This window comes from Steroidobacter sp., from assembly GCF_036402275.1.
Lineage (GTDB): Bacteria > Pseudomonadota > Gammaproteobacteria > Steroidobacterales > Steroidobacteraceae > Steroidobacter.
Genome location: NZ_DASWTF010000041.1, coordinates 1 through 19,268, shown reverse-complemented (window position 1 = coordinate 19,268; position 19,268 = coordinate 1). Strand labels below are relative to the sequence as shown.

The following is a 19,268-nucleotide window of genomic DNA, read 5'->3' as shown; positions in this document are numbered from 1 at the left end:
TGCGCGGCGGCACTGATGGAAAGCACCACAATCACGAGTCACTGCACCTTTGAGCGGCGCCTGATACTCGCGAGGGCAGTTGCGAACCGATCGATCTCGCCAATCGATGTGTACAGATGGCACGACGCCCTCGCCGCTTCCGTCACACCGAATCTTTTCAACAACGGCAGCGCGGATAGGTCGCCCGCGCGAATCGCGATTCCTTGTGAGTTGAGTTGTCGCAATACCTCTCGCGGCGTGGTCCCGGCCAGGGTGAAAGAGAAGACCGGGATGCGCCGCTCGGCCGTTCTCGGTCCCAACAAGCGCAGCCCCGGCACGTCGGCCATTGTTTCCAGCATGTGTGCCGTCAAGGCGGCTTCGTGACGTGCGATAGGCTCGCGTCCGAGGGAATGGATGAGATCGATCGCTGCTGCCAGGCCTATCGCGTCGGCGACGTTGGGAGTGCCCGCGCCAAACTTATGCGCGCCCCGCTCCAACACCTCTCCTTCTATATCGACCTCGTGCGCCATATTGGAACCCGCTTGATACGGCGACATCTCTTCCAGCATGTCAGCGCGGGCCCAAAGGATGCCGATGCCCATCGGGCCTAGCATCTTGTGACTCGAGAAGGCCAAGGCGTCACAACCCAACGCCTGCACATCGAGTGGAATGTGCGGGGCTGATTGGGCCGCATCGACAAACACTCGCGCGCCAGCTCTGTGAGCACGCGCACTAATCTCCTCGACCGGATTGATATACCCGACCACGTTCGACACATGGCTGAACGCCACGATTCGCGTCCGGGCCGACAGCTTTCGATCGAGGTCCTGGAGCGATATCCGCCCCTCCTCGTCCACATCGACGAAACGAACCCGAGCGCCCGTTGCTTCGGTCGCAAAACGCCAGGGTAGAAGATTGGACGCGTGCTCGGCGATCGTCAGCAGAATCTCGTCATTACGTCGCAAGTAGGCGCGAGCCCAGGCAGTGGCGACGAGGTTCACTCCTTCCGTGGTCCCTCGAACCCAGACGATCTCCTCGGCGCTAGCCGCATTGAGAAACTTCGCCACCGTTTGCCTTGCGCCCTCATAGCGCCGACGAGCACGCTGAGCCAACTCATGCAACGCCGCGCCTGGGTTGGCGTTGTCGTGCCGATAGAAATCGATGATCGCATCGAGCACTGGGGCAGCGCGTTGCGTGGTCGCCGCGCTGTCCAGGTAAATCAGAGGTTGGCCTTGCACACCTTGATCGAGGCCAGGAAACAGGGACCGCCAGTTCTCAGGTTGAGCGCGCGAGTTGTCGATTCCCAGAGCGGCCGAATCGCCGAGGCGCGCTGCCAGAGCAGTCATCACGGCGAGCCGGCCGAAACGGCGACGTGTGACGAGCGTGTTCATGTGCGGACGTTACGCCTTGACCGAAGGTCAAGGTCAAGACGCGTTCACACCGCGGCGCGCTTGGCCACCTCGTCCCAATTCACATTCGCGAAGAACGCATCGATGTACTTCGCGGCAGCCGCGCCGAAATCCATGTGATAGGCATGCTCGTACATATCCATCACCAACACCGGCCGCGTATGCGGCGGATTGTGCGCGTGGTCGGCCAGCCAATAATTTTCCAGCAGCTGCAGATGCTCGTTATAGCCGAGCACGACCCAGCCCGAGCCGCCGCCGAGCCCTTGGGCGATCTTGCGAAACTCGCTTTCCCAAGCATCGAACGTGCCGAACGATCTGGCGATGGTGGACCTGAGCTGCGCGGGCGCTTTGCCATCGCCGCCGAGGTTGGCGAAATACAACTCGTGCAACACCACCGAGCCGGTGCGGATGAGATGCTCACGCTTCAGATCGTTGTAAACATAGGGCGGATCTTGCGACGCCAGCTGAGATCGGAGTCTTTCTCGAACGGTATTCAGCGCCTTGACGGCGCCTGCGTAATTGTTCTCCCAATGAGACACGACCAGCTTCTCCGAAAGCCCGTTGAGGCTCTTGGCGTTAAAAGGCAGAGGCTTCGGCTCCAGCGCGCGAGACAACGCGGGACCCGCAGCGCCTGTACCCTCCTGAGCAGCAGCATCGGTGGCGGCGAGCATAGTGACTCCCATAGGTACTGAAAGAGCGGCTGTTTGAAGGACTTGCCGACGAGTGAGGTCAGTCATGCATTCACTCCGATACGAAGATTCCACGATCCACCATCATACATCGAGCAGTGGGTCGATCGTCACGCTGGCACGCCCTTGGTCTGCGGCCACGAATGAGTTTCATCGCGCGCCGTCTTGCACCACGCATAGAGCGAGTCGTAAACAAACATCGCTTGCTCCAGCAGCAGGATGTCATCGCGAATCGTCGCCGACATGCCTAGCGAGATCGCCAGCAGACCGGGCGCCTCTCTCGAACGTTCCAGTGTAGCGGTGTCCGCGGCCCGCACGATGTCGGCGAGTTGGTCCAACACCGGATCGTGCAGGCCAAACTCATCCAGAAAAGCATCGAAGCTGCATCGTGGGCCGCGATGCGAGAAAGTTACATCGGCGATGTCGTAAGGCTCGGCGGCGAGTCCCGCCGCCTCAGCGCGCACCGCCTGCGCAGGGACATAAAAGAACACTGCATGCGGATCGATGAAGCGGCGAACGAGCCATGGACAGGCCAGGCGATCGATCTTTGGCCGCTCACGCGTAACCCATCGGGACGAACCGGGAACACGGTATTCGGGACGTATTCTCACGGTCGGTAGACCCTTGCGTCTCCACTCGTGGAATCCGCCGGTGAGCGTTCCGCACGAAATCCCCCGCGATTCGAGCTGCGTCGCCATCGCATTGCTCGCGGCGTCGTCCGAGCTGTACATCGCGACTTGCCGATGCGTCGTGAGCCGTCGGCACCACCGCTCGATGCCGTCAGGCTCGACGCGAACGGCGGTTGGAATGAACTCTCCCGAGTGCTCCAGCTCCGCCGCCGTGCGCAAATCCACGATGAGAGGGCCGTCTTGCAATCCAAGCTGACCATAGAGCGTAGTTGGGTCGAACGCCTTTGACATGACGCACCTCACCTCGATTCGAACGCCCACAGCACCCGATAGCGCGCGTCCTCGCTCTCGCCGATGCGCACCATCGGCGTATCGACCGCGAACGCACCTTGACGATCGAACCAATCGAACAGAGCATCCACCGCGGCTGTCAGAGTGGATGGGTCCGCCGAGGGGAGCCGAATTGCCGCGTATCGGCGCACCGGGATCGTGCGCGTCGTGAGTGGAAGATTTCGATCTGGGTCGATGAGCGGGACCACGAGTTCCAGGCGACTCTCGTCCTGACTGAGCGGTTCCAGCAGCAGGCACGCCGACCAGTCAGCGAACTGCTGTTGTAGTTGAAGCAATTGCCGCCGCGCTTCGTGCAACTCCGCGAGGTAGCGCTCGATGAACGTACTTCGGTCGGCGCTGAAGCCATGGACGAGCACCACCTGCGCCGTCATCGAGAGTTCTTCGATGGATACAGCAGGGGACGGTCGAGAATGGCGCAACAATCCAAGCGCCGCTTGATAGGCGCGCCGCTCGCGTGCGTATCTCTGCTCCGCTTCTATCAGGAATTCCCGAAGCAACATCTCCGCCTGGAAGGTCTCCGCCTCCAGCACTCGTGCGATCTGCGCGAGCGACAAGTTCATATCCCGCAGGGATCGGATCAATCTCCCTACAGCGACCTGCTCGAGGCCGTAGACGCGATAGCCACTGGCTGTATTTCTGGCCGGCCGTAGCAATCCGTGTTCGTCGTAAAGACGCAGGGCCTTGGGCGTCAGCTGCGTGGCCGCCGCAAACTCGCCGATGCTCAAGGTTTTCGAGTCGTGCGGCTCTCGTTGCATGACCGCACTCTACGCGTTCACCTTGGGTGAAGGTCAAGCGCAGCGCTTCCATGATCGGAATCTGGCAGCTTGCCCCTTTCAGGCGGCTCTATTCGGCTCACAGCACGGCTTGTTTCGCCGAGGTGCGGCCCCGTGCGTGGTGCTTTCACCCGTCGTAAGAAACGTTTCCCATTTGACGCCTTGCGGATCTTCGATCCAGCTTTTTTCGCTCTCGGCATAACAACACGTTGTTGCGCCTTCCTCGAGAATGGGAGCCTCGGCGCGTTGCAAGCGCGAGTACACGTCCGCCAGCTCCGCACGGTCCTCGACTTGAAGTCCCAGGCGCCGAATACCCGGTTCGCCACCGCGCTGGCTGATCGCGAAGTTGACCCGCGGATCCTCGATCATCCATTTCGCATAATCGCTCTTGGTCACCGTCGGTTCGGCGGCGAACAAGGTGTTGTAGAACTCGATGGATTGGACCAGGTCGTCGACACTCACGTGCACATGCAGGCGTTTCATGGCATTCACCTTGGATCAAAGATGTTTGGATAGAAATGCCGAGCTCGCTGGACACAAGGAAGCGAACTCTCTTGACGATCGAATATCTGGCGGAGCGCTGTCTCGTGGTGTCGCGACATAGCCGTTCGACAGGAAGAAGCGCTCAGCCGTCGTCGTCAGCAGATACATGGTGACAGCGCCATGTTCGCAAGCATGAGCTTCAGCATGCTCGACCAACTTCCTGCCCAGCCCCTGCGACCGACGCTCGGGACTGACAACGAGAGAACGCAGCAGAGCGTCGGAGCCGTGAAGCTCCACACCCACGATTGCATCCGGCGATTCCGCCGAACCGATGTAAAAGAAGTGCTCCATGTGTGCGTCCGTCAGATCGGACGCCGGAAGATGCGCGCTTTCCAATAACGCGACAACTGCCCCGCGAGTGGGCACTGAATGAACCGCGGCGCTCATGGTACGACTAAGCTACGAGGTATATGAGCAATGTCAATGCGTGGCGGATGCGCCGCGTTACAACGCAGTCACATCGTGGGCCGTTATGGCCACATTCGGATTGATTCGTTCTGCGCATGAAGCCGGTGCCCTAGTCTGAGTCGCACCTGAGAACGGTATGACTTCGATGGCCGTGGAACGATCTGACAACGTGATTCTTCTCGCCCCGTATCGCATGGCGCGGCTTGCGCGCCGCCAGCCGGTACGGCCCAAGGTAACGTGGTATTCGAACGTGCCGTCGAAGCCAGTTGCTCCGCCCGCCCGGATTCATCCGCCGCGCCAGCCGTCGTCGGCGCATGTCACCACATTGGAACGTGCGCGCGACTGACCTCATGACTTGCCCCAGGTAAATTGAGTCGAATCTCCTCCAGAGGGACGAGACGGACGATGTTGTATTCGTGGGTTCAGTGGCGAGCCAGTGTGGTCGCCATCATTCAATATGACTTTGGCGACGTGCTTCCGGACGTAAGCGATGGCGATATCGACTGGGAGGCATGGCGGCCGTTATACGACGAGGGCCGCTCGCCGCAATGCGCGGTGGATCGCGCCTTCGTGCGTGATCTAAGGAAGTCATCGCCAGCATAGAGGCAGGACCCTGCTCAGTTCACTCGACGAGAACTTCCCCGAAGGACCGCGGGTAAGACGTCGTAGTCCACTCGATCAGCCCTCACCCGCTGTCGCCGTGAATCGTTTGTACAGATAATTGGCGGGCAATCCCATGCGCCGACTGGCCAGGGTCGGCGCAGTGCCTGGAATGGGCAGCCGCTCGAACACCGCTCCCAGCCTCTTGAGCATCCGATGTTCCCACGGCTTCAGACGCCATCGCTGCCCCTGCAGGCCGAGCCGCTCGATCAGCCATTCCGGCAACAGCTGGATGCCGGCTCGAACCATGGTCGTTTGCAGCGGCCGAAGAATCAGCGAGAGCGCGGACGTCCGCTGCACGATGTCCAGGAACTGCAGAATGATCGGATGCGGCTCCAGATGCGGCCGCATCCGTTCGAACTGTTGCCGTTGTTCCGCTAACGACTGAGGCGCGCCATGCGCCAGAAACAGCCGGGCCGACACCATCGACTCTCGATAGAAATGATCGCGCTGTGCATCCGTGAGTGGCCGACAGTAGCCGGCATAAGCTTCCATGAAGCCATAGCTCGCCGTGCACTGAACCCAGTTCAGCAACTCGGGATCGTTGGCTCGATACTGTGTTCCCTTCGGGGTCGTGCCATGAACCCGCGAATGCATCGACACCACGCCCCGAATCAGCTTTTCCGCCACTGCGACCGGGGCATAAACGCTGACGTGAGTCATCAGTCCGGTACGTTGCATCCGGATGAGTGGATCCGTAGGAAAGGTCGAATGCTCCCAAACGCCCGTGCGCACCCGTTCCTCGGCCAGCTCCAGGAGCACGGCGGCGATCCCGCCGATGAACAATGACACCGGGTTCTTGAAGACCTGCCAGGCGAGCGAATCGGGCGCATACAAGGCGGGTGCGCCGTGCGGATTCAGGAAATCCACGCTGGGAAGCGCTCGTCGAGGCGAGCCGGCAGGCTCATCGTTCATTTGCCACCCTTCATATAACGCTGAACGCGCATGCAGGATGGTCGGTTCGGACGACCTTTCAGACCCGCTCGGGGGCGCAGCAGGAAATTGCGGATGCGAGCACAGATTGTGGCGGGCGACGGCCACTACGCTGTGCAACCTGGCAGGGATTCCCACTTGAACGAACGGCAGTCGAACACCACGGCCATGGCGGGCCAGCTCGCCGTCGGCCTCACCATCGTCTCGTGCCTCTGGATCGGGGTGCTCTGGTTGGTGCGAGAGCCGTTCGCACGGGCGCCGGTGTTTTTCGCGAGCGTGTTCTGGCTGGTCGGGCTCATGCTGGTCGTGTGTGCAGTCCTGCAATGGCGCGAGCGGCTGCGAGCCGGTGGGGCAACCCTGCGCCTGACGCAGGATCCGTTGCCCCTGGGCATCCCATTGAATATTGCAGTTGAGTTTGCACGGGAGCCGGCTGCGGGCGACTGGCGAGCCAAGGTGTATGTCAGGCGTCAGCTGCTTCGGGAAGAAGATCCGAGGATGGCATGGCGCACCGAGCTCGCCATCTCGCAGCCCGTCGGAAATCGCGCCACGTTCACGCTTCAGCTGCCGGCAGATGTCCCTGATACCGTCGGCGGTTCTAGAGAGAAAAGCGTCGGCTGTGAGCTTCACATTCACGGCCCGCGCGGAGCATGGGCCTTTAGACTCGCGACTCGCCCGGCCACCGAACGTGAGCTTGCCGAGCATGCTCTACCGCACGCCACCAACGTGGCCGACCCTGGGCCGAGCGATGCACAGCGACGTAGGGGCCGGGCGTTACTCTTCGGTGCAACCGTTCTGGGAGGACTGCTCCCACTCGGAATGTTTCTGAGCGCGACAGGATTCGACACCGGCATCGCCATCGGCCCGTCGTACGCGGTCCCTGCTGAGATGCCGCCATTTGCGTTTCGCATCTCCAACTGGCGGGACAATCGCTGGGGCGTCCAGGCGCACCTCGAAGGCACGGCGCGCGTGACTGGGCGAACGCTCGAGGTCAGCGACGCAAGGCTGCAGTTGCGAGGATTCCTACGCTGCGCGAAGCAGACTCAGTGCCAGATCGAATCGGCATCGCTGCTGTTGGCGCGTGACGGCGATACTCATTTCACCACCCTCACCGAATCGGAATCGACGCCGCTCAACCTGCAGCTGCGCGGGTATGAGATCGCTGAAGCACAATCACTGAACTTTCGTTTGGAGCTTCCGGAGAAGATCGCGCGAGACGGTGTCTACATCAAACTCGCGTTGCGAACCGCCGGTAACGCAGAGATCTATATCGATTCGCAGAAGCTGACGTTGCAGCGGAAACTCGCCGCGCATGAAAGAGCAGTCGATCCGTGCACGAAAGTGAAACGAATGGACGACGCCGTGCGCAGCGGTTGTCCTGCCGCGAATGCGCCGTCACTCGTGGGGAGCAGGCTCGCTGGGATCGGCAACGCGCTGAGCTCGTTCGGACGAACGCTGGGCATCGTTCGCTCGCCCGCTCCGCTATCGCTGGATGCGACACTCATCCTGGCCTTGCGGCTTGAAGCGAACGACTGGATTCCCGCACTGATCGCCGCAGGCGCCAATCCAAACGCGCGCGACCCAAGCAACCCGCAGCTCACTGCCTTGGCGCTGGCGGCTGAATTCGATGATGTCGAGCTGATGGACCTGTTGCTCGAACGCGGCGCCAATCCGTCTCTCGAGACCACCAACGAGCTTGGACAGACAGTGACGCCGCTGAACCGCGCGCTCCGCCGCGATTCAGCCCGCGCTGTGGCCAAACTACTCGCAGCAGGCGCCCCGCCGATCCCGCCAGACGCCACTGGCTGGAGCACGATACACGTAGCAGCGTACGAAGGTGCCTCGATGTCGCTGCGGGCGTTGGTGCATGCAGGAGCTGATGTGAATCAGCGCTCGATACCGCGCGCGCAGAATCAGACGCCGCTCATGACCGCTATCCAACACGCGAACGGCGCCACGATTCGCCAATTGATCGAGCTCGGCGCCGACCCGCGCTTGCAGGACTCGAATGGCCACGACAGCTGCGACTGGGCCAAGCGCTTCGAAAAGGACTCCGAAGTCATTGCGCTGGTTTGCGCAGAGACGAACAACGCACGGCATGAGTGATATGCCTCTGGCGGGGCCAAAGTCCCGCCAGAGGTTTTATATCTACGGGAGTGCACCGACAATCCTGCGGAACTCCTCTTCCGTAAAAGCACGGAACGTCTCGGTTCGCACGTTGCCACGAGACCCTAACGCCAAAGAAACCTTGGCCACCGCGGCCTCGTCATTGGCTTCCAGAATGACGATCGCATCGTACTGACCGCACACCAGATAAAAGTCCTTGATCCTGGCGCCGAGTTGCTCGAACGCCTTGCGCGCGGTATCTAGTCGGGCAGGGCTATCCTTGATTTTCTCGATGCCCTGTTGGGTGTATCGCAGCAGAGAGATGTAAGTCGCCATGGCCTTCTCCTTATAAAAGGAATGTGCCGGATCTGTGACAGCGAACCGTGGACCTGCATCACCTCCCCTGCTTCGGAATGTTCGACCGTGGATTGGAGGGTATCGACATGAACCTCGTCACCGTAAAAATCGACAAGCCGGAGTCGATCAATTTCATTCTGGGCCAGACGCATTTCATCAAGAGCGTCGAAGACATTCATGAGGTGCTGGTGGCGGCCGTGCCGGGAATCAAATTCGGGCTGGGTTTCTGCGAGGCATCGGGCCCGTGCCTGGTGCGCTGGTCAGGCACCGACGCCGGCCTGGAAGAACTGGCGCGTCGCAACGCGATGGCGCTCGGCGCGGGTCACAGCTTCATCGTTTTCCTGGGCGATGGCTACTTCCCGATCAACGTACTGAATTCGATCAAGATGGTGCCCGAGGTGTGTCGCATTTTCTGCGCAACCGCCAACCCGACTGAGGTCGTGCTCGCCGAGACCGAGCAAGGGCGCGGCATTCTCGGCGTGGTCGACGGCTTTCAGCCGAAGGGAATCGAGAACGACGAGGGCATTCAGTGGCGCCGCGGTCTGTTGCGGAAGATCGGGTACAAGTTTTGAGTAGACGCGAAGACCTTACGTCGCCGCCCAAAGACTCGGGTGAGCCGCGCTGGTCGGCTCGCTGAATGAGCCGTGCCGTTCGTTGCCCAGCAGCGCCAGGTAGTCGCGAGTGCTCAGGTGCACCAGATGGGTGTGGTCGCCCAGCTCGAAGTACAGCTCCGGCTCCTTCATGAGCTCGTCGTCCCAAATGCTCTCGATGCCGTACGCGGGTCCCAGCGGCGGCACCGCGCCGAGCACGCAGTCGTCGAACACCTTTTCGATTTCTTCGCTGGTCGCCAGTCCGACTTGAGCCTGCAGCTGCCGCCGCAACTCGCCGAGATTGAGATGACAATCGCCCCGCGTCACCGCGAGCACATACTTGCCATCCGCATTCAGCAGCACGCCTTTCGCAATTCGCTCCGGCGGGATGTGCGCCGCCCGCGCTGAAGCCAGGCTGCTGTCGGTGCGGTCGTGCTCCACCTTTTCATAGGCCAGGTGATGACGATCCAGGAAGTCTTCTACGGTCATTGCACGAGCCATGGCGCTTCTCCTGCAACATCGGGCCGGTTATCTCCAGGTGAATGCCCGACGCCATTTGAAGTTCCGGCCTGGCCCGTTTCCGACAAAGTGGCCAGCGCACGTGAGTTGCAGTCAGTTGATGATTCCCATGAACCCGGAATAGATTTCCGTGGCCTCGATGAAGCCGTAGCCATTACGCTCGGCGAGCACGACGGGCTCCAGAATCTTCTTGTAGTCCCCCGAGATCTCTTCGATGTTCCTCTCCGCCACCTGCTCCGGCTCGATCCACGCAAGAATCAACTCGCGCTGGTGCTTCTGGAGCAGCGCTCGCAAAGTGGGCACGTTTTCGGGCCTGACATAGCCACCCAAGCTGTAGTTGGAAACGATGGTGGTATTGAAACTTTCCTCGATGGCTGGGAAGGCGCGCACCAGAGGCTCGAACAACGCGGTGGGTGTTTCGAAAATATGCGACACCGGCACGCCGATCTTCTCGAATAGCTGAGTGGGCCAGACATAGCCGCGGCCCATCCATCCCGGCAGCACTTGCGACGCGAAATTCAGCAGCATATACGGCGCTCCCTTGGCGAGATCCGCAGCCTCCATGGGTTCCTCCAGCATCTCGCTCTCGATCATGCGATCGGTGCTTCGCTGGGCCCACGCTTCTTGATTCACCTCGAGCATGGACTGCAGACGGCCGCGGGTCTCGTCCACGGTCGGGTTGGGTTGATCGTCCGCATCGGGAAGGTTGTTCGCGAGAGGATAGACGGCGTCGACAATCGCCGCGGCGGCGGCATGTTTATCGCGCGGTAAGAGCGACCGCTTGGCATCCAGTTTCGCGAGCATCGAAACGGCGATACGATCGACCGCATCGAGGTTGTTATGCGTGCATTCCATATAGCGCGCAAAGGCGGCGAGCGACTCATCGACCGTGTCCGCGACGATGAAGAACGGCCGGCCCCATACGCTCAGATCCGTATCGAATCCAGGCACGCCCAAGACCTGTTCGATGCCCGCATCGTCCTGCTTCATCAACAGATCATTGCCGAGCTGGCTGAGCCGGAACCCCCACCGATTCGCCTGGCTGGCAACCACCGACAGACTGGCCGCGCGATCCAGTAGATCGCCTATGGATGCCTGGCGCAGCAGCGCCGGAATCAATCGTTCGGTGATCAACCGCGTGTCGACCGCGTGATTGCTGATGTCGAAACCCATGGACGCCCTCCGTGACCGCGAAGCGGCGTGCAGGATAGTCGAAGTCGATGAACCTGGCGAGAACGTTACGCCACGCTCGAAGACTTCGCGACAAGCTGCCCATCGAACGAGTACGCGCGCACATTGACGCGATACACGCCGCCGCCGATGAACCCGTACCACTTGAACTCGCTGTTGCAAGCTTCGTGGATCAGCTTGGGCGCCAGAACGCCATCCTGGACGTCGAAAGGTTGCAACTCCGTTGCACCACAGGTGAGACATCGGGGACGCGAGCCACGGCGCGACAAGTGCTCGAAAAGTCGTCCGATCGCTTCGATCGTGAGCTTCAGTAACTCATCGTCGATGGGCGGCCGCTCGTTCTCGGGCAGTCGGAGGATGGCCGCCGCGGTCATGAACTCTTGCATGGCCGGCAGCCTCTCGGCCAGAACAGGTTTGTTACAACCGAGGCACCAGGCCCGTTGCCTGAGCACCGGGAGGAATGCCGCCGAGCTCTCCAGGTTTTCGTGGCTGAGATCCGTATCTCCCTCCGTGTAGAGGTGGACGGGCCCCAGTGGCAGCGAGTACTCCGCATCGCAGCCCTCGCATTTCAGTTTTTCTGCTGTATAGAACACTCGTGGCTCCGATCCCTGGACATTTAGCGCCTGAGTCTACTAGATGCTTTAGATGCACCACCCGCCGTCGATCACGTGAATCTGTCCTGTGGTGTAAGTCGCCGCTGCGAGATACACCGCCAGATCGGCTATCTCTTCCGGCGTACCGAGGCGCCCGATGGGCTGGCGCGCGATGAAGGCGGCGCGGCACGCCTTTGATGCTACTGGCGACGGATGACATATTGATGATGGAGCCGCCGCCGTTCCGGATCATGCCCGGCAGCACGGCGCGGCTGACCAACAGCCGGCTGCACGACGCCGGCACGGTCTGCATCAGCCCGTGGCCGAGTTGCACTCAGTCCGGCAATACGAACTGCTGAGCTGGTTGACTTTCGCGCCGGGGCACGTTCCCCGACGCACTTTTTTCGCACGCGATACACTCCGCCCTCCAGCAAGACTGTTCGGGAGAAGGCTGCAGATGGGTGGAGTGCAATCGGGCCGGCGTGCTCGCGGCATGATGGTGGCGGGCTTTGCCCTTGCCGTCACTTTGGGCTTGGGCGCGTGCGCGGAAATGACGCAGATTCTGCAGCAGTCGGGAGCTGGAGTTGCAGGCGGTTCGAACCAATCCGCTTTGACACGCGCGGTCAAGGAGTCGCTCGAGCTGGGCAGTACTCGAGCCGCGGACCTGCTGTCGAAGACCGGCGGCTATCAGAACAGCTCGCTGTACCGCATCCGATTGCCGGAGCCGGTCCAACCGATCGCGTCGCGGCTGCGACAGTTCGGCCTGGGTGGGCAAGTCGACCAGATCGAGAAGCTCATGAATCAGGGCGCCGAGCGTGCCGCGGTCGAAGCGAAAGGCGTTTTCATCAACGCGGTGCGCGCCATGACGATTACCGACGCGATGGGCATCGTGCGCGGAAGCAACACTGCCGCGACCGACTACTTCCGCCAGCACACCGAAGCGCAGCTCCGCCAGAAATACCTGCCGATCATTCAGAACAATCTGCAGCAGATCGGCTTCTACAAGCAGTACCAGCAACTGCTGAGCGCTTACAAACAACTGCCGTTGACCAACAAGCCCGATCTGGATCTGGAACAGCACGTGCTCACCCAAAGTCTGAACGCGCTGTTCACCCAGGTCGGCGAGGAAGAAAAAGCGATTCGCAAAGATCCGCTCGGTCGCGGCAGCAGCGCGATCGCCGCCGTATTCGGTCGTTAACCGGGCCGCGTTAGTTAAGGTGCATTCAGGAAACGGGGAGCAATATAGAGCGCGTCCCCGACTGCACCGAATCTTTCCATTGACGGAGAGTCCCATGCGCGCGCTCTGGCCAGTGTCTGTCGTGATCGTCGGTTTGCTCTCCGCCGCTTGCACCAGCCAACGCGGCACAATGTATTCGAGACACGATGCGCAACGTTCCTGGACGGTGCGTGATGCCACTGTGGTGCAAGTGGTCGAGGCCACCATCGAAGGCCAGTCATCCGTCATCGGCACTTATGGCGGCGGCTACATCGGCCACTCCGTGTTTCGAACAGTAGGCTCGGGTTCCGGATCGAGTGTAGCCGGCGCGGTGGGCGCCGTTGCGGGCGCCGTCGCCGGACGCCAAGCCGAGAAATCGCTGACGCAGAAAAAGGCTTGGGAATTACTCGTCGAGATGAGCGGTAGCGGCGAGACGCTCGCCATCGTGCAACCCGCGGACCAGGATTTCGCCGAAGGAGAAAAGGTCCGCGTCTACACCCGTTCCGACGGCTCTGCCCGCGTCGCGAAGTTGTAGCAAACAACGGCCCCTTCAGACGGCCGAAGCACTGTCGCCCGCGCATTCCCCGCGAGCGACGGTTATACATTTATCAGGGAATTGTCATTGCCTCTGTCCGGTAAGCCTCGCACCCTAGTCCCCGCCTGAGTGGATCGACTCCACCGGGTTGAAGAAAAGAACCAGCACCGGGCGACAGGGGGATCGATGAAGATCAGATTCGCGTGTTTGGGGTTATCGCTTGGCTTCGTGCAGCCGACCTTGGCGCAGACCGTGGCCGAGCCCGATCTCACCGTGATCACCGTAACCGCAACACGTATTACCCGCGATGGTTATTCCGCGCCGACGCCTCTCACCGTGTTTGGCGAAGAGGATCTGGAGCGCGCAGGTCAGATCAACGCGTTCACGGCGGCCAACCAACTACCATCGCTCGCCGGCAGCAATTCAACTTCGACCTTCGGCACCACGCAGAGCACGGGAACGGGCGGACTCAGCACGCTGAACCTGAGAGGTCTCGGCACCAATCGAACGTTGACGCTGCTCGACAATCAGCGTGTCGTCGGCGCGTTGAACATCGGCGTGACCGACGCCGGCGCATTTCCGCAGGCCCTGGTGAAGCGCGTCGAGATCGTCACTGGCGGCGCGTCGGCGTCGTGGGGCTCGGACGCAGTGGCTGGCGTGGTCAACTACGTGCTCGATCACGATTTCACTGGCGTGAAAGGCACCGTCAACGGTGGCGTCACGACCTATGGCGACGACGAGCAGTACATTGTTTCGCTGACCGCAGGCACGAAGTTCGCCGATGACCGCGCGCACTTCATCATCAGCGGCGAATATCAGAACAACGACGGCATTCCCCGCGGCATCGGCGACCGCGATTGGTACGACGGCACGCGCATTCTCCAGCGCACGATTGCGGGAACACCGCCGGGACAGCCGCAATACATCGTTGCTCCCAATGTCGTCGACATGCGGCTTGCGCCCGGTGGCTTGATCACCGCCGGCCCGTTGATGGGCACCGCGTTCGGACCGGGTGGCGCGCCCTACACTTTCCAATATGGCTCGCTGATCGCCAGTCCGAACATGTCCGGCGGCGATCAGAGCGGCGACGTGGGCAACAACTCCAACCTGGACTCGACACTGGAGCGCGAAACGCTCTATGTGCGCCTCGCGTACGACCTGACTCCAAACATGAACGTGTACGCGACGTTCAATCATGGCGGCGTGGAAACGACCGCTCATTCGTTCCCGGGCCAATATCGCACCGGCAACCTGACCATCCAGTGCACGAACGCGTTTCTGCCCGCCGAGATCGCCGCCGCATGTGCGAACAACTATCCCACGGGTTCGATGCAGTTTGGCAGTTTCATCGCCGATCTTCCGGATAGCGTGGCCGTCAACGAGCGCACGATGGATCGTTTCGCGGTCGGCCTCGATGCAGAGCTCAACGTCTTCGACAGGGACTGGAATCTCAACGCGTACTATTCGAACGGAACTACCGTCACGGACAGCACCATCGAGAACGGCACGCTGAACCCCCTCATCTTTGCGGCCATCGATGCAGTTCGCGCACCCGACGGCTCCATCGTGTGCCGCTCCGAACTGGCGCGAGCCAACGGCTGCGTGCCGCTCAATATCATCGGCACAGGCGTTGCTTCGCAGGCGGCCATCGATTGGGTGAGCGGCGCGCCCTTCCTGCACACTCGACTGAAGCAAGAAGTCGCTGCCGTCAGCGTGTCGGGCGACGTGTTCGACAACTGGGCTGGTCCAGTTTCTCTCGCGCTCGGCGCGGAGTATCGGCGCGAATCCTTCAGTCAGCGCGCGGACGCCGCCTCGACGGGCAACGCCGGCAATCCCTTGTTGTCCGCCAATGGAAACAACTGGTTCACCGGAAACTTCCGGCCCTCCGAGGGTGAGTACGATGTAGTGGAAGGTTTCGCTGAAACCGTCCTGCCGATCGTTGACACCGATGCCGCAGGTAAAGCCGAGCTCAACCTCGCCGCGCGCGCCACCGAGTACAGCGAAGCAGGCTATGTGACGACGTGGAAAATCGGCGCTACGTGGGAGACGCCATTGACCGGGCTGCGGCTGCGCGCCCTGCAATCGCGTGACATTCGCGCGCCCAATCTGAGCGAGCTGTTCCGCGCTCCGCAGAACCTGACGGGCACGGTGATCGATCGCTTCGCTCCCTACGAAGGTCAATCGTTCACCGTGAATCAGGCGACGCTGGCCAATACCGACCTCGAACCCGAGCTCGGCACGACCAAACAAATCGGCGTCATCTACCAGCCGGAGTGGCTGCCCGGCTTCAGCACTTCCGTCGACTACTATCGCATCAGTGTCGAGGACGCGATCGGCACCATCACCGCGCAGCAGGAGATGGATCTGTGCTTCCAAGGCAACCAGGAGCTGTGCGATTTCATCGTCCGCGACGCGACCTCTCTGGTCACCGAGATTCAACTCAAGCCGGTGAATCTGGCGTCGACCTTGACCGATGGCGTGGACATCGAAGCCTCCTATCGTACGGCGCTCTCGAATATCTTCACCGGCGCCCCCGGCGATCTGACGATTCGCGCGCTGGCGACTCACGTGATCAAGTTCGACACCGATTCTGGCATTCCGAACGCGATCATCACTGAAGCCGCCGGCCAGAACAGCGGCAACATTGCACGCTGGCGCATCTACGGCACACAGACGTACAGCACCGACCGCTACAGCGTCACGTTGACCCAGCGCTACGTCAGCCCCGGCGTGATCGCGAACAACTGGATCGAATGTACGTCGAACTGCCCGGCGCCCACGATCAACAACCCGACGGTGAACAACAATCACATCAAGGGCGCGCTGTACTGGGATCTCGGCGGCAGCTACGAGGTGGGAACGGCCGCCAGCGATTTCCGGAGTCAGGTCTATTTCAAGATCGACAATCTGTTCAACCTCGACCCGCCCAAGGTGCCCACCGCCGGCATCAATCCGTACCTGGTGCGCTCGACCAACTCGGCGCTCTACGATCTGTTGGGCCGCACCTACCGGCTCGGCGTCCGCTTCTCGTTTTGAACAGGGGTTCGATGATGGCCGCGAGCTTGGCAAAAATCCGATTCATGTTGCTCGGAGCAGGATGGGCGCTCGCGACCATGGGCGTCGGCGCACACGCGTCCGACGCCGTCGCGCCCCGCCACGGCTCCGTCGTCATCAAGCGCGATAGTTATGGCGTGCCCAGCATCCATGCCGAGGATACCTATAGCCTCTTTTACGGCTATGGCTACGCGTTGGCGGAGGACCGGTTGTTCCAGATCGAATCGACCCGGCGTTCCTCTCAGGGGCGGGCGGCCGAGGTGTTCGGCGCTGGCTATTTGGAGAAGGACAGAGACGTTCTCACCAACTACGATCCTGAAACATTGCGACCGCAGCTCGCGGCCCTGAAAGGCGAGCATCGCGTCGCCGTCGACGGCATGGTCGCCGGCATCAATGCTCGCATTCGCGACGTGCTGGCCGATCCCGAGCATCTGCTGCCGAAACAGTTCAAGGACTTCGGCTTTCAACCGGAACGCTGGACGGATCTGGATATTGCGATGTCGTGGGTCGGGCAGTTGCTGTTCCGCTTCTCCGACTACACCTCGCAGATCTCGAACACCGCGCTGCTGGCAGAGCTGACGGAAGCCCATGGCGAAGTCGAAGCACGAAAGATCTTTTCGTCACTGCGCTGGCGTGACGATCGTTCTTCGCCGCTGACGGTGCAGATCGAAGATCAGGAGTCTGGTCGCGCCGGCAAACCCGGGCGAGCCTTCAAGCCGGTGGAGATGTCGTCTCTCCTGCCGCTATCGCCTGAAGCAGCGTTGGCCGAGGCGCGCCAGTCGATCACGTTGTGGGGTGGCAGCGGACCGGACCATACGCCGCACTCGAGCAATACATGGCTCGTTAATCGAAGCAAGCTGGTCGACGCGGATGCGGTGATGATCAGCGGACCTCAGGTCGGCGATCACGTGCCCACCATGATCTGGGGCGCATCGCTGCACGGCGCCGGGCTCGATGTCACTGGCCTCACTTATCCGGGTCTGCCCTATTTCCACTTCGGCACCAACGGCACGATTGCCTGGGGGCGCACTGCGCTCGCCGGCAGCATCATCGACGTGTATCAGGAGCAGCTGAACCCGGCGAATCCGCACGAGTACCGTTTCAACGGGAAGTGGGTCGCGATGAAGAAGCGCACCGTCACGATCAAGGTGCGGGATGGCAAGCCGGTGACGCTCGATCTCTATTCGACCGTTCATGGGCCGGTGATCGCGTTCGATGAGAAAAACCGCACCGCCTATGCCAAGCGCCGCGCTTGGGCGGGCCGCGAGATGGAATCGATGTTCGCCTACTACGATGAGATGAAAGCCAAGTCCTTCAGCGAATGGTCGGCGGCGATCGCTCGCAAGTCGAACAATCAGAATCAGTATTACGCCGATCGCTTCGGCAACATCGCTTACATCCAGGCGGGCCGCTACCCGATCCGGCCCAAGGACTTCGAAATCCAGTTGCCCACGCCGGGCATCGGTGAGCGTGAATGGCAGGGCTTCCAGCCGGCCGCTGACAATGCCCGTGTGATGAACCCGAAGCGGGGCTACATTTCCAACTGGAACAATCGCCCGTCCATCGACGTGCTCAATACCGACACGCTGCTGTGGTCGCGGCTCAATCACAACGACGCGATCACGCAGCAACTCGACGCGAAATCCAAACTGACCGTGGCCGAAGTGTGGGACGTGAATCGCAAGGCTTCATATGCGAGCGAGCAGCAGCCCTACTTCGTTCCGCTGATCCGAGCCGCGATTGCGAGCGAACCTGGTAAGAGCCGCGTGCGCGCTATCGGCGAAGCCATTGCGGGATGGGATGGGCAGGAAGACGATGCCGCCCGCTCCGGCCGCTATACCTCGCCCGGCGTCGCTGCCTATTACGAGTGGATGGCCACCGCGCTCACACGCTTCTATTCGCAGGACATCCCCAAGAAATATCTTGGTGGCTGCGAATCCGAGCGCTCAGCACTGAATTGCCCTTGGGGTCAGCCGCTCGGCGCGCAGGTGCTGTATTTCGCGCTCGATCGCGGCCGTACCGGCAGTCCTATTCCGCCCTTCGATTTCTTGCACGGCATGGAGCCGGGTGCGTTCATTCGGGCCACGCTCGCCGAAGCCGAAGAGAAGCTGAGTGCCCGCTACGGCGCCGATCCCGCTCAATGGTTGCTCGAAACGAAGCCGAAGACCTGGAGCACGCTGAGTCCGGGTGATGCCGCTCCGTGGAGCAGCCCTGATGAAAAGATCGTGTCCAAGCCCAACCAGAAGCGCGGCTCGATGAACGCCATCTACGTATTCAAGAACGGCAAAGTCTCCATGTGCGACGCCGCGCCCCCAGGCCAAAGCGGCTTCATCGCCCCCGACGGCACGCCCAGCCCGCACTACCGCGATCAGTGGCAGCTCTACACCAGCTTCGATTGCAAACCTCGCGCCGTCACCGCCGCCGAAATCGACGCAGCTACGGTGTCCCAAAAGGAGCTGAAGTTCTAAGCTTCATAACGCCGCCGCAGAGATTTTTTTTGAAGTTGAAAGATAAAACAACAAAGTGCCGTAGCCGATATCCGTGGCCATTTCAAAGGTGCCACGATTCCGACTCCGTGGGGTTTCAAATTACCACGGTCCTGTCTCTGCGCGGTCGGGACGGGCGGACATTTGGCGGACGCCGCCGCGCGCCGGTTTGCGGTTCGGCGGCTGGTGACGTGGGAACGCTGAGCTGACACCCGTGACGCCGAACCCTCCGGCGCGCAAGGCTCGCCAT

General features: G+C 61.3%; 18 protein-coding genes and 1 pseudogene. 7 read left to right on the top strand and 12 right to left on the bottom strand.

The genetic code is table 11. The features are described from left to right. Window positions 1-38: 38 nt before the first annotated feature. The 6 genes from VGD45_RS25430 to arsN2 form a co-directional block, all read right to left on the bottom strand. Window positions 39-1,370, bottom strand: coding sequence for an aminotransferase class V-fold PLP-dependent enzyme (locus VGD45_RS25430; protein ID WP_331158185.1), 1,332 nt, complete (start codon window positions 1,368-1,370; stop codon window positions 39-41). Between the two features lie 44 nt (window positions 1,371-1,414). Beyond that, entirely contained in the window at window positions 1,415-2,059 is a 645-nt protein-coding gene (locus VGD45_RS25425) for a Fe-Mn family superoxide dismutase (RefSeq protein ID WP_331158184.1), read from the bottom strand. A 128-nt stretch (window positions 2,060-2,187) separates the two neighbouring features. After that, window positions 2,188-2,997, bottom strand: coding sequence for a chromate resistance protein ChrB domain-containing protein (locus VGD45_RS25420; RefSeq protein ID WP_331158183.1), 810 nt, complete (start codon window positions 2,995-2,997; stop codon window positions 2,188-2,190). 8 nt (window positions 2,998-3,005) lie between these two features. After that, window positions 3,006-3,812 (bottom strand): MerR family transcriptional regulator, encoded by an 807-nt coding sequence (locus tag VGD45_RS25415; protein ID WP_331158182.1) that lies wholly within the window; start codon window positions 3,810-3,812, stop codon window positions 3,006-3,008. Window positions 3,813-3,890: 78 nt separating this feature from the next. Beyond that, entirely contained in the window at window positions 3,891-4,313 is a 423-nt protein-coding gene (locus tag VGD45_RS25410) for an ArsI/CadI family heavy metal resistance metalloenzyme (RefSeq protein WP_331158181.1), read from the bottom strand. Window positions 4,314-4,328: 15 nt separating this feature from the next. Further along, the gene (gene arsN2 / locus VGD45_RS25405; protein ID WP_331158180.1) at window positions 4,329-4,760 is read right to left on the bottom strand and encodes an arsenic resistance N-acetyltransferase ArsN2; all 432 of its coding nucleotides are present in this window, start codon (window positions 4,758-4,760) and stop codon (window positions 4,329-4,331) included. A 426-nt stretch (window positions 4,761-5,186) separates the two neighbouring features. On the opposite strand from arsN2, the gene VGD45_RS25400 reads away from it, so the two are divergent. Next, window positions 5,187-5,384, top strand: a complete 198-nt coding sequence (locus VGD45_RS25400; RefSeq protein WP_331158179.1) for a hypothetical protein — start codon at window positions 5,187-5,189, stop codon at window positions 5,382-5,384. 75 nt (window positions 5,385-5,459) lie between these two features. On the opposite strand, the gene VGD45_RS25395 is transcribed toward VGD45_RS25400, so the two are convergent. Beyond that, window positions 5,460-6,356 (bottom strand): oxygenase MpaB family protein, encoded by an 897-nt coding sequence (locus VGD45_RS25395; RefSeq protein ID WP_331158178.1) that lies wholly within the window; start codon window positions 6,354-6,356, stop codon window positions 5,460-5,462. A 93-nt stretch (window positions 6,357-6,449) separates the two neighbouring features. On the opposite strand from VGD45_RS25395, the gene VGD45_RS25390 reads away from it, so the two are divergent. Next, on the top strand, window positions 6,450-8,477 hold the full coding sequence (locus tag VGD45_RS25390; protein ID WP_331158177.1) for an ankyrin repeat domain-containing protein: 2,028 nt from the start codon (window positions 6,450-6,452) through the stop codon (window positions 8,475-8,477). A 42-nt stretch (window positions 8,478-8,519) separates the two neighbouring features. Here VGD45_RS25390 and VGD45_RS25385 read toward each other — a convergent pair whose 3' ends face one another. Beyond that, window positions 8,520-8,813, bottom strand: a complete 294-nt coding sequence (locus VGD45_RS25385) for a GYD domain-containing protein (RefSeq protein ID WP_331158176.1) — start codon at window positions 8,811-8,813, stop codon at window positions 8,520-8,522. 107 nt (window positions 8,814-8,920) lie between these two features. On the opposite strand from VGD45_RS25385, the gene VGD45_RS25380 reads away from it, so the two are divergent. After that, window positions 8,921-9,406 carry an adenosine-specific kinase gene (locus VGD45_RS25380; protein ID WP_331158175.1) on the top strand — a complete coding sequence of 162 codons (486 nt, stop codon included), beginning with the start codon at window positions 8,921-8,923 and terminating at the stop codon, window positions 9,404-9,406. 15 nt (window positions 9,407-9,421) lie between these two features. Here VGD45_RS25380 and VGD45_RS25375 read toward each other — a convergent pair whose 3' ends face one another. The 4 genes and pseudogenes from VGD45_RS25375 to VGD45_RS34210 form a co-directional block, all read right to left on the bottom strand. Next, window positions 9,422-9,925 carry a YbaK/EbsC family protein gene (locus VGD45_RS25375; protein WP_331158174.1) on the bottom strand — a complete coding sequence of 168 codons (504 nt, stop codon included), beginning with the start codon at window positions 9,923-9,925 and terminating at the stop codon, window positions 9,422-9,424. 111 nt (window positions 9,926-10,036) lie between these two features. Beyond that, on the bottom strand, window positions 10,037-11,116 hold the full coding sequence (locus VGD45_RS25370; RefSeq protein WP_331158173.1) for a hypothetical protein: 1,080 nt from the start codon (window positions 11,114-11,116) through the stop codon (window positions 10,037-10,039). A 65-nt stretch (window positions 11,117-11,181) separates the two neighbouring features. Next, complete coding sequence (locus VGD45_RS25365; RefSeq protein ID WP_331158172.1) at window positions 11,182-11,727, bottom strand: hypothetical protein; 546 nt, start codon at window positions 11,725-11,727, stop codon at window positions 11,182-11,184. A gap of 48 nt (window positions 11,728-11,775) precedes the next feature. Further along, window positions 11,776-12,016 (bottom strand): annotated as a pseudogene (locus VGD45_RS34210) (SDR family oxidoreductase); the annotation flags it as partial. 168 nt (window positions 12,017-12,184) lie between these two features. Between VGD45_RS34210 and VGD45_RS25350 the strand changes: the two are divergent. The 4 genes from VGD45_RS25350 (at window position 12,185) to VGD45_RS25335 (ending at window position 19,000) form a co-directional block, all read left to right on the top strand. Then, entirely contained in the window at window positions 12,185-12,925 is a 741-nt protein-coding gene (locus tag VGD45_RS25350; protein WP_331158170.1) for a DUF4197 domain-containing protein, read from the top strand. A gap of 94 nt (window positions 12,926-13,019) precedes the next feature. After that, window positions 13,020-13,478, top strand: a complete 459-nt coding sequence (locus tag VGD45_RS25345; RefSeq protein WP_331158169.1) for a hypothetical protein — start codon at window positions 13,020-13,022, stop codon at window positions 13,476-13,478. Between the two features lie 186 nt (window positions 13,479-13,664). Continuing rightward, entirely contained in the window at window positions 13,665-16,514 is a 2,850-nt protein-coding gene (locus tag VGD45_RS25340) for a TonB-dependent receptor plug domain-containing protein (protein WP_331158168.1), read from the top strand. Between the two features lie 44 nt (window positions 16,515-16,558). Then, a complete protein-coding gene (locus VGD45_RS25335; RefSeq protein WP_331158167.1) occupies window positions 16,559-19,000 on the top strand; it encodes a penicillin acylase family protein in 2,442 nt (813 codons plus the stop codon). Window positions 19,001-19,268: the final 268 nt, after the last annotated feature.

Bases quoted from the DNA above. Each gene is read 5' to 3' on its own strand.
- VGD45_RS25375 (WP_331158174.1), bottom strand. From the start codon at position 9,925: ATGGCTCGTGCAATGACCGTAGAAGACTTCCTGGATCGTCATCACCTG.
- VGD45_RS25345 (WP_331158169.1), top strand. From the start codon at position 13,020: ATGCGCGCGCTCTGGCCAGTGTCTGTCGTGATCGTCGGTTTGCTCTCC.
- VGD45_RS25415 (WP_331158182.1), bottom strand. From the start codon at position 3,812: ATGCAACGAGAGCCGCACGACTCGAAAACCTTGAGCATCGGCGAGTTT.
- VGD45_RS25395 (WP_331158178.1), bottom strand. From the start codon at position 6,356: ATGAACGATGAGCCTGCCGGCTCGCCTCGACGAGCGCTTCCCAGCGTG.
- VGD45_RS25425 (WP_331158184.1), bottom strand. From the start codon at position 2,059: ATGCTCGCCGCCACCGATGCTGCTGCTCAGGAGGGTACAGGCGCTGCG.
- VGD45_RS25335 (WP_331158167.1), top strand. From the start codon at position 16,559: ATGTTGCTCGGAGCAGGATGGGCGCTCGCGACCATGGGCGTCGGCGCA.
- VGD45_RS25380 (WP_331158175.1), top strand. From the start codon at position 8,921: ATGAACCTCGTCACCGTAAAAATCGACAAGCCGGAGTCGATCAATTTC.
- VGD45_RS25400 (WP_331158179.1), top strand. From the start codon at position 5,187: ATGTTGTATTCGTGGGTTCAGTGGCGAGCCAGTGTGGTCGCCATCATT.
- VGD45_RS25410 (WP_331158181.1), bottom strand. From the start codon at position 4,313: ATGAAACGCCTGCATGTGCACGTGAGTGTCGACGACCTGGTCCAATCC.
- VGD45_RS25420 (WP_331158183.1), bottom strand. From the start codon at position 2,997: ATGTCAAAGGCGTTCGACCCAACTACGCTCTATGGTCAGCTTGGATTG.
- VGD45_RS25350 (WP_331158170.1), top strand. From the start codon at position 12,185: ATGGGTGGAGTGCAATCGGGCCGGCGTGCTCGCGGCATGATGGTGGCG.
- VGD45_RS25390 (WP_331158177.1), top strand. From the start codon at position 6,450: ATGCGAGCACAGATTGTGGCGGGCGACGGCCACTACGCTGTGCAACCT.
- VGD45_RS25370 (WP_331158173.1), bottom strand. From the start codon at position 11,116: ATGGGTTTCGACATCAGCAATCACGCGGTCGACACGCGGTTGATCACC.
- VGD45_RS25430 (WP_331158185.1), bottom strand. From the start codon at position 1,370: ATGAACACGCTCGTCACACGTCGCCGTTTCGGCCGGCTCGCCGTGATG.
- VGD45_RS25385 (WP_331158176.1), bottom strand. From the start codon at position 8,813: ATGGCGACTTACATCTCTCTGCTGCGATACACCCAACAGGGCATCGAG.
- VGD45_RS25340 (WP_331158168.1), top strand. From the start codon at position 13,665: ATGAAGATCAGATTCGCGTGTTTGGGGTTATCGCTTGGCTTCGTGCAG.
- arsN2 (WP_331158180.1), bottom strand. From the start codon at position 4,760: ATGAGCGCCGCGGTTCATTCAGTGCCCACTCGCGGGGCAGTTGTCGCG.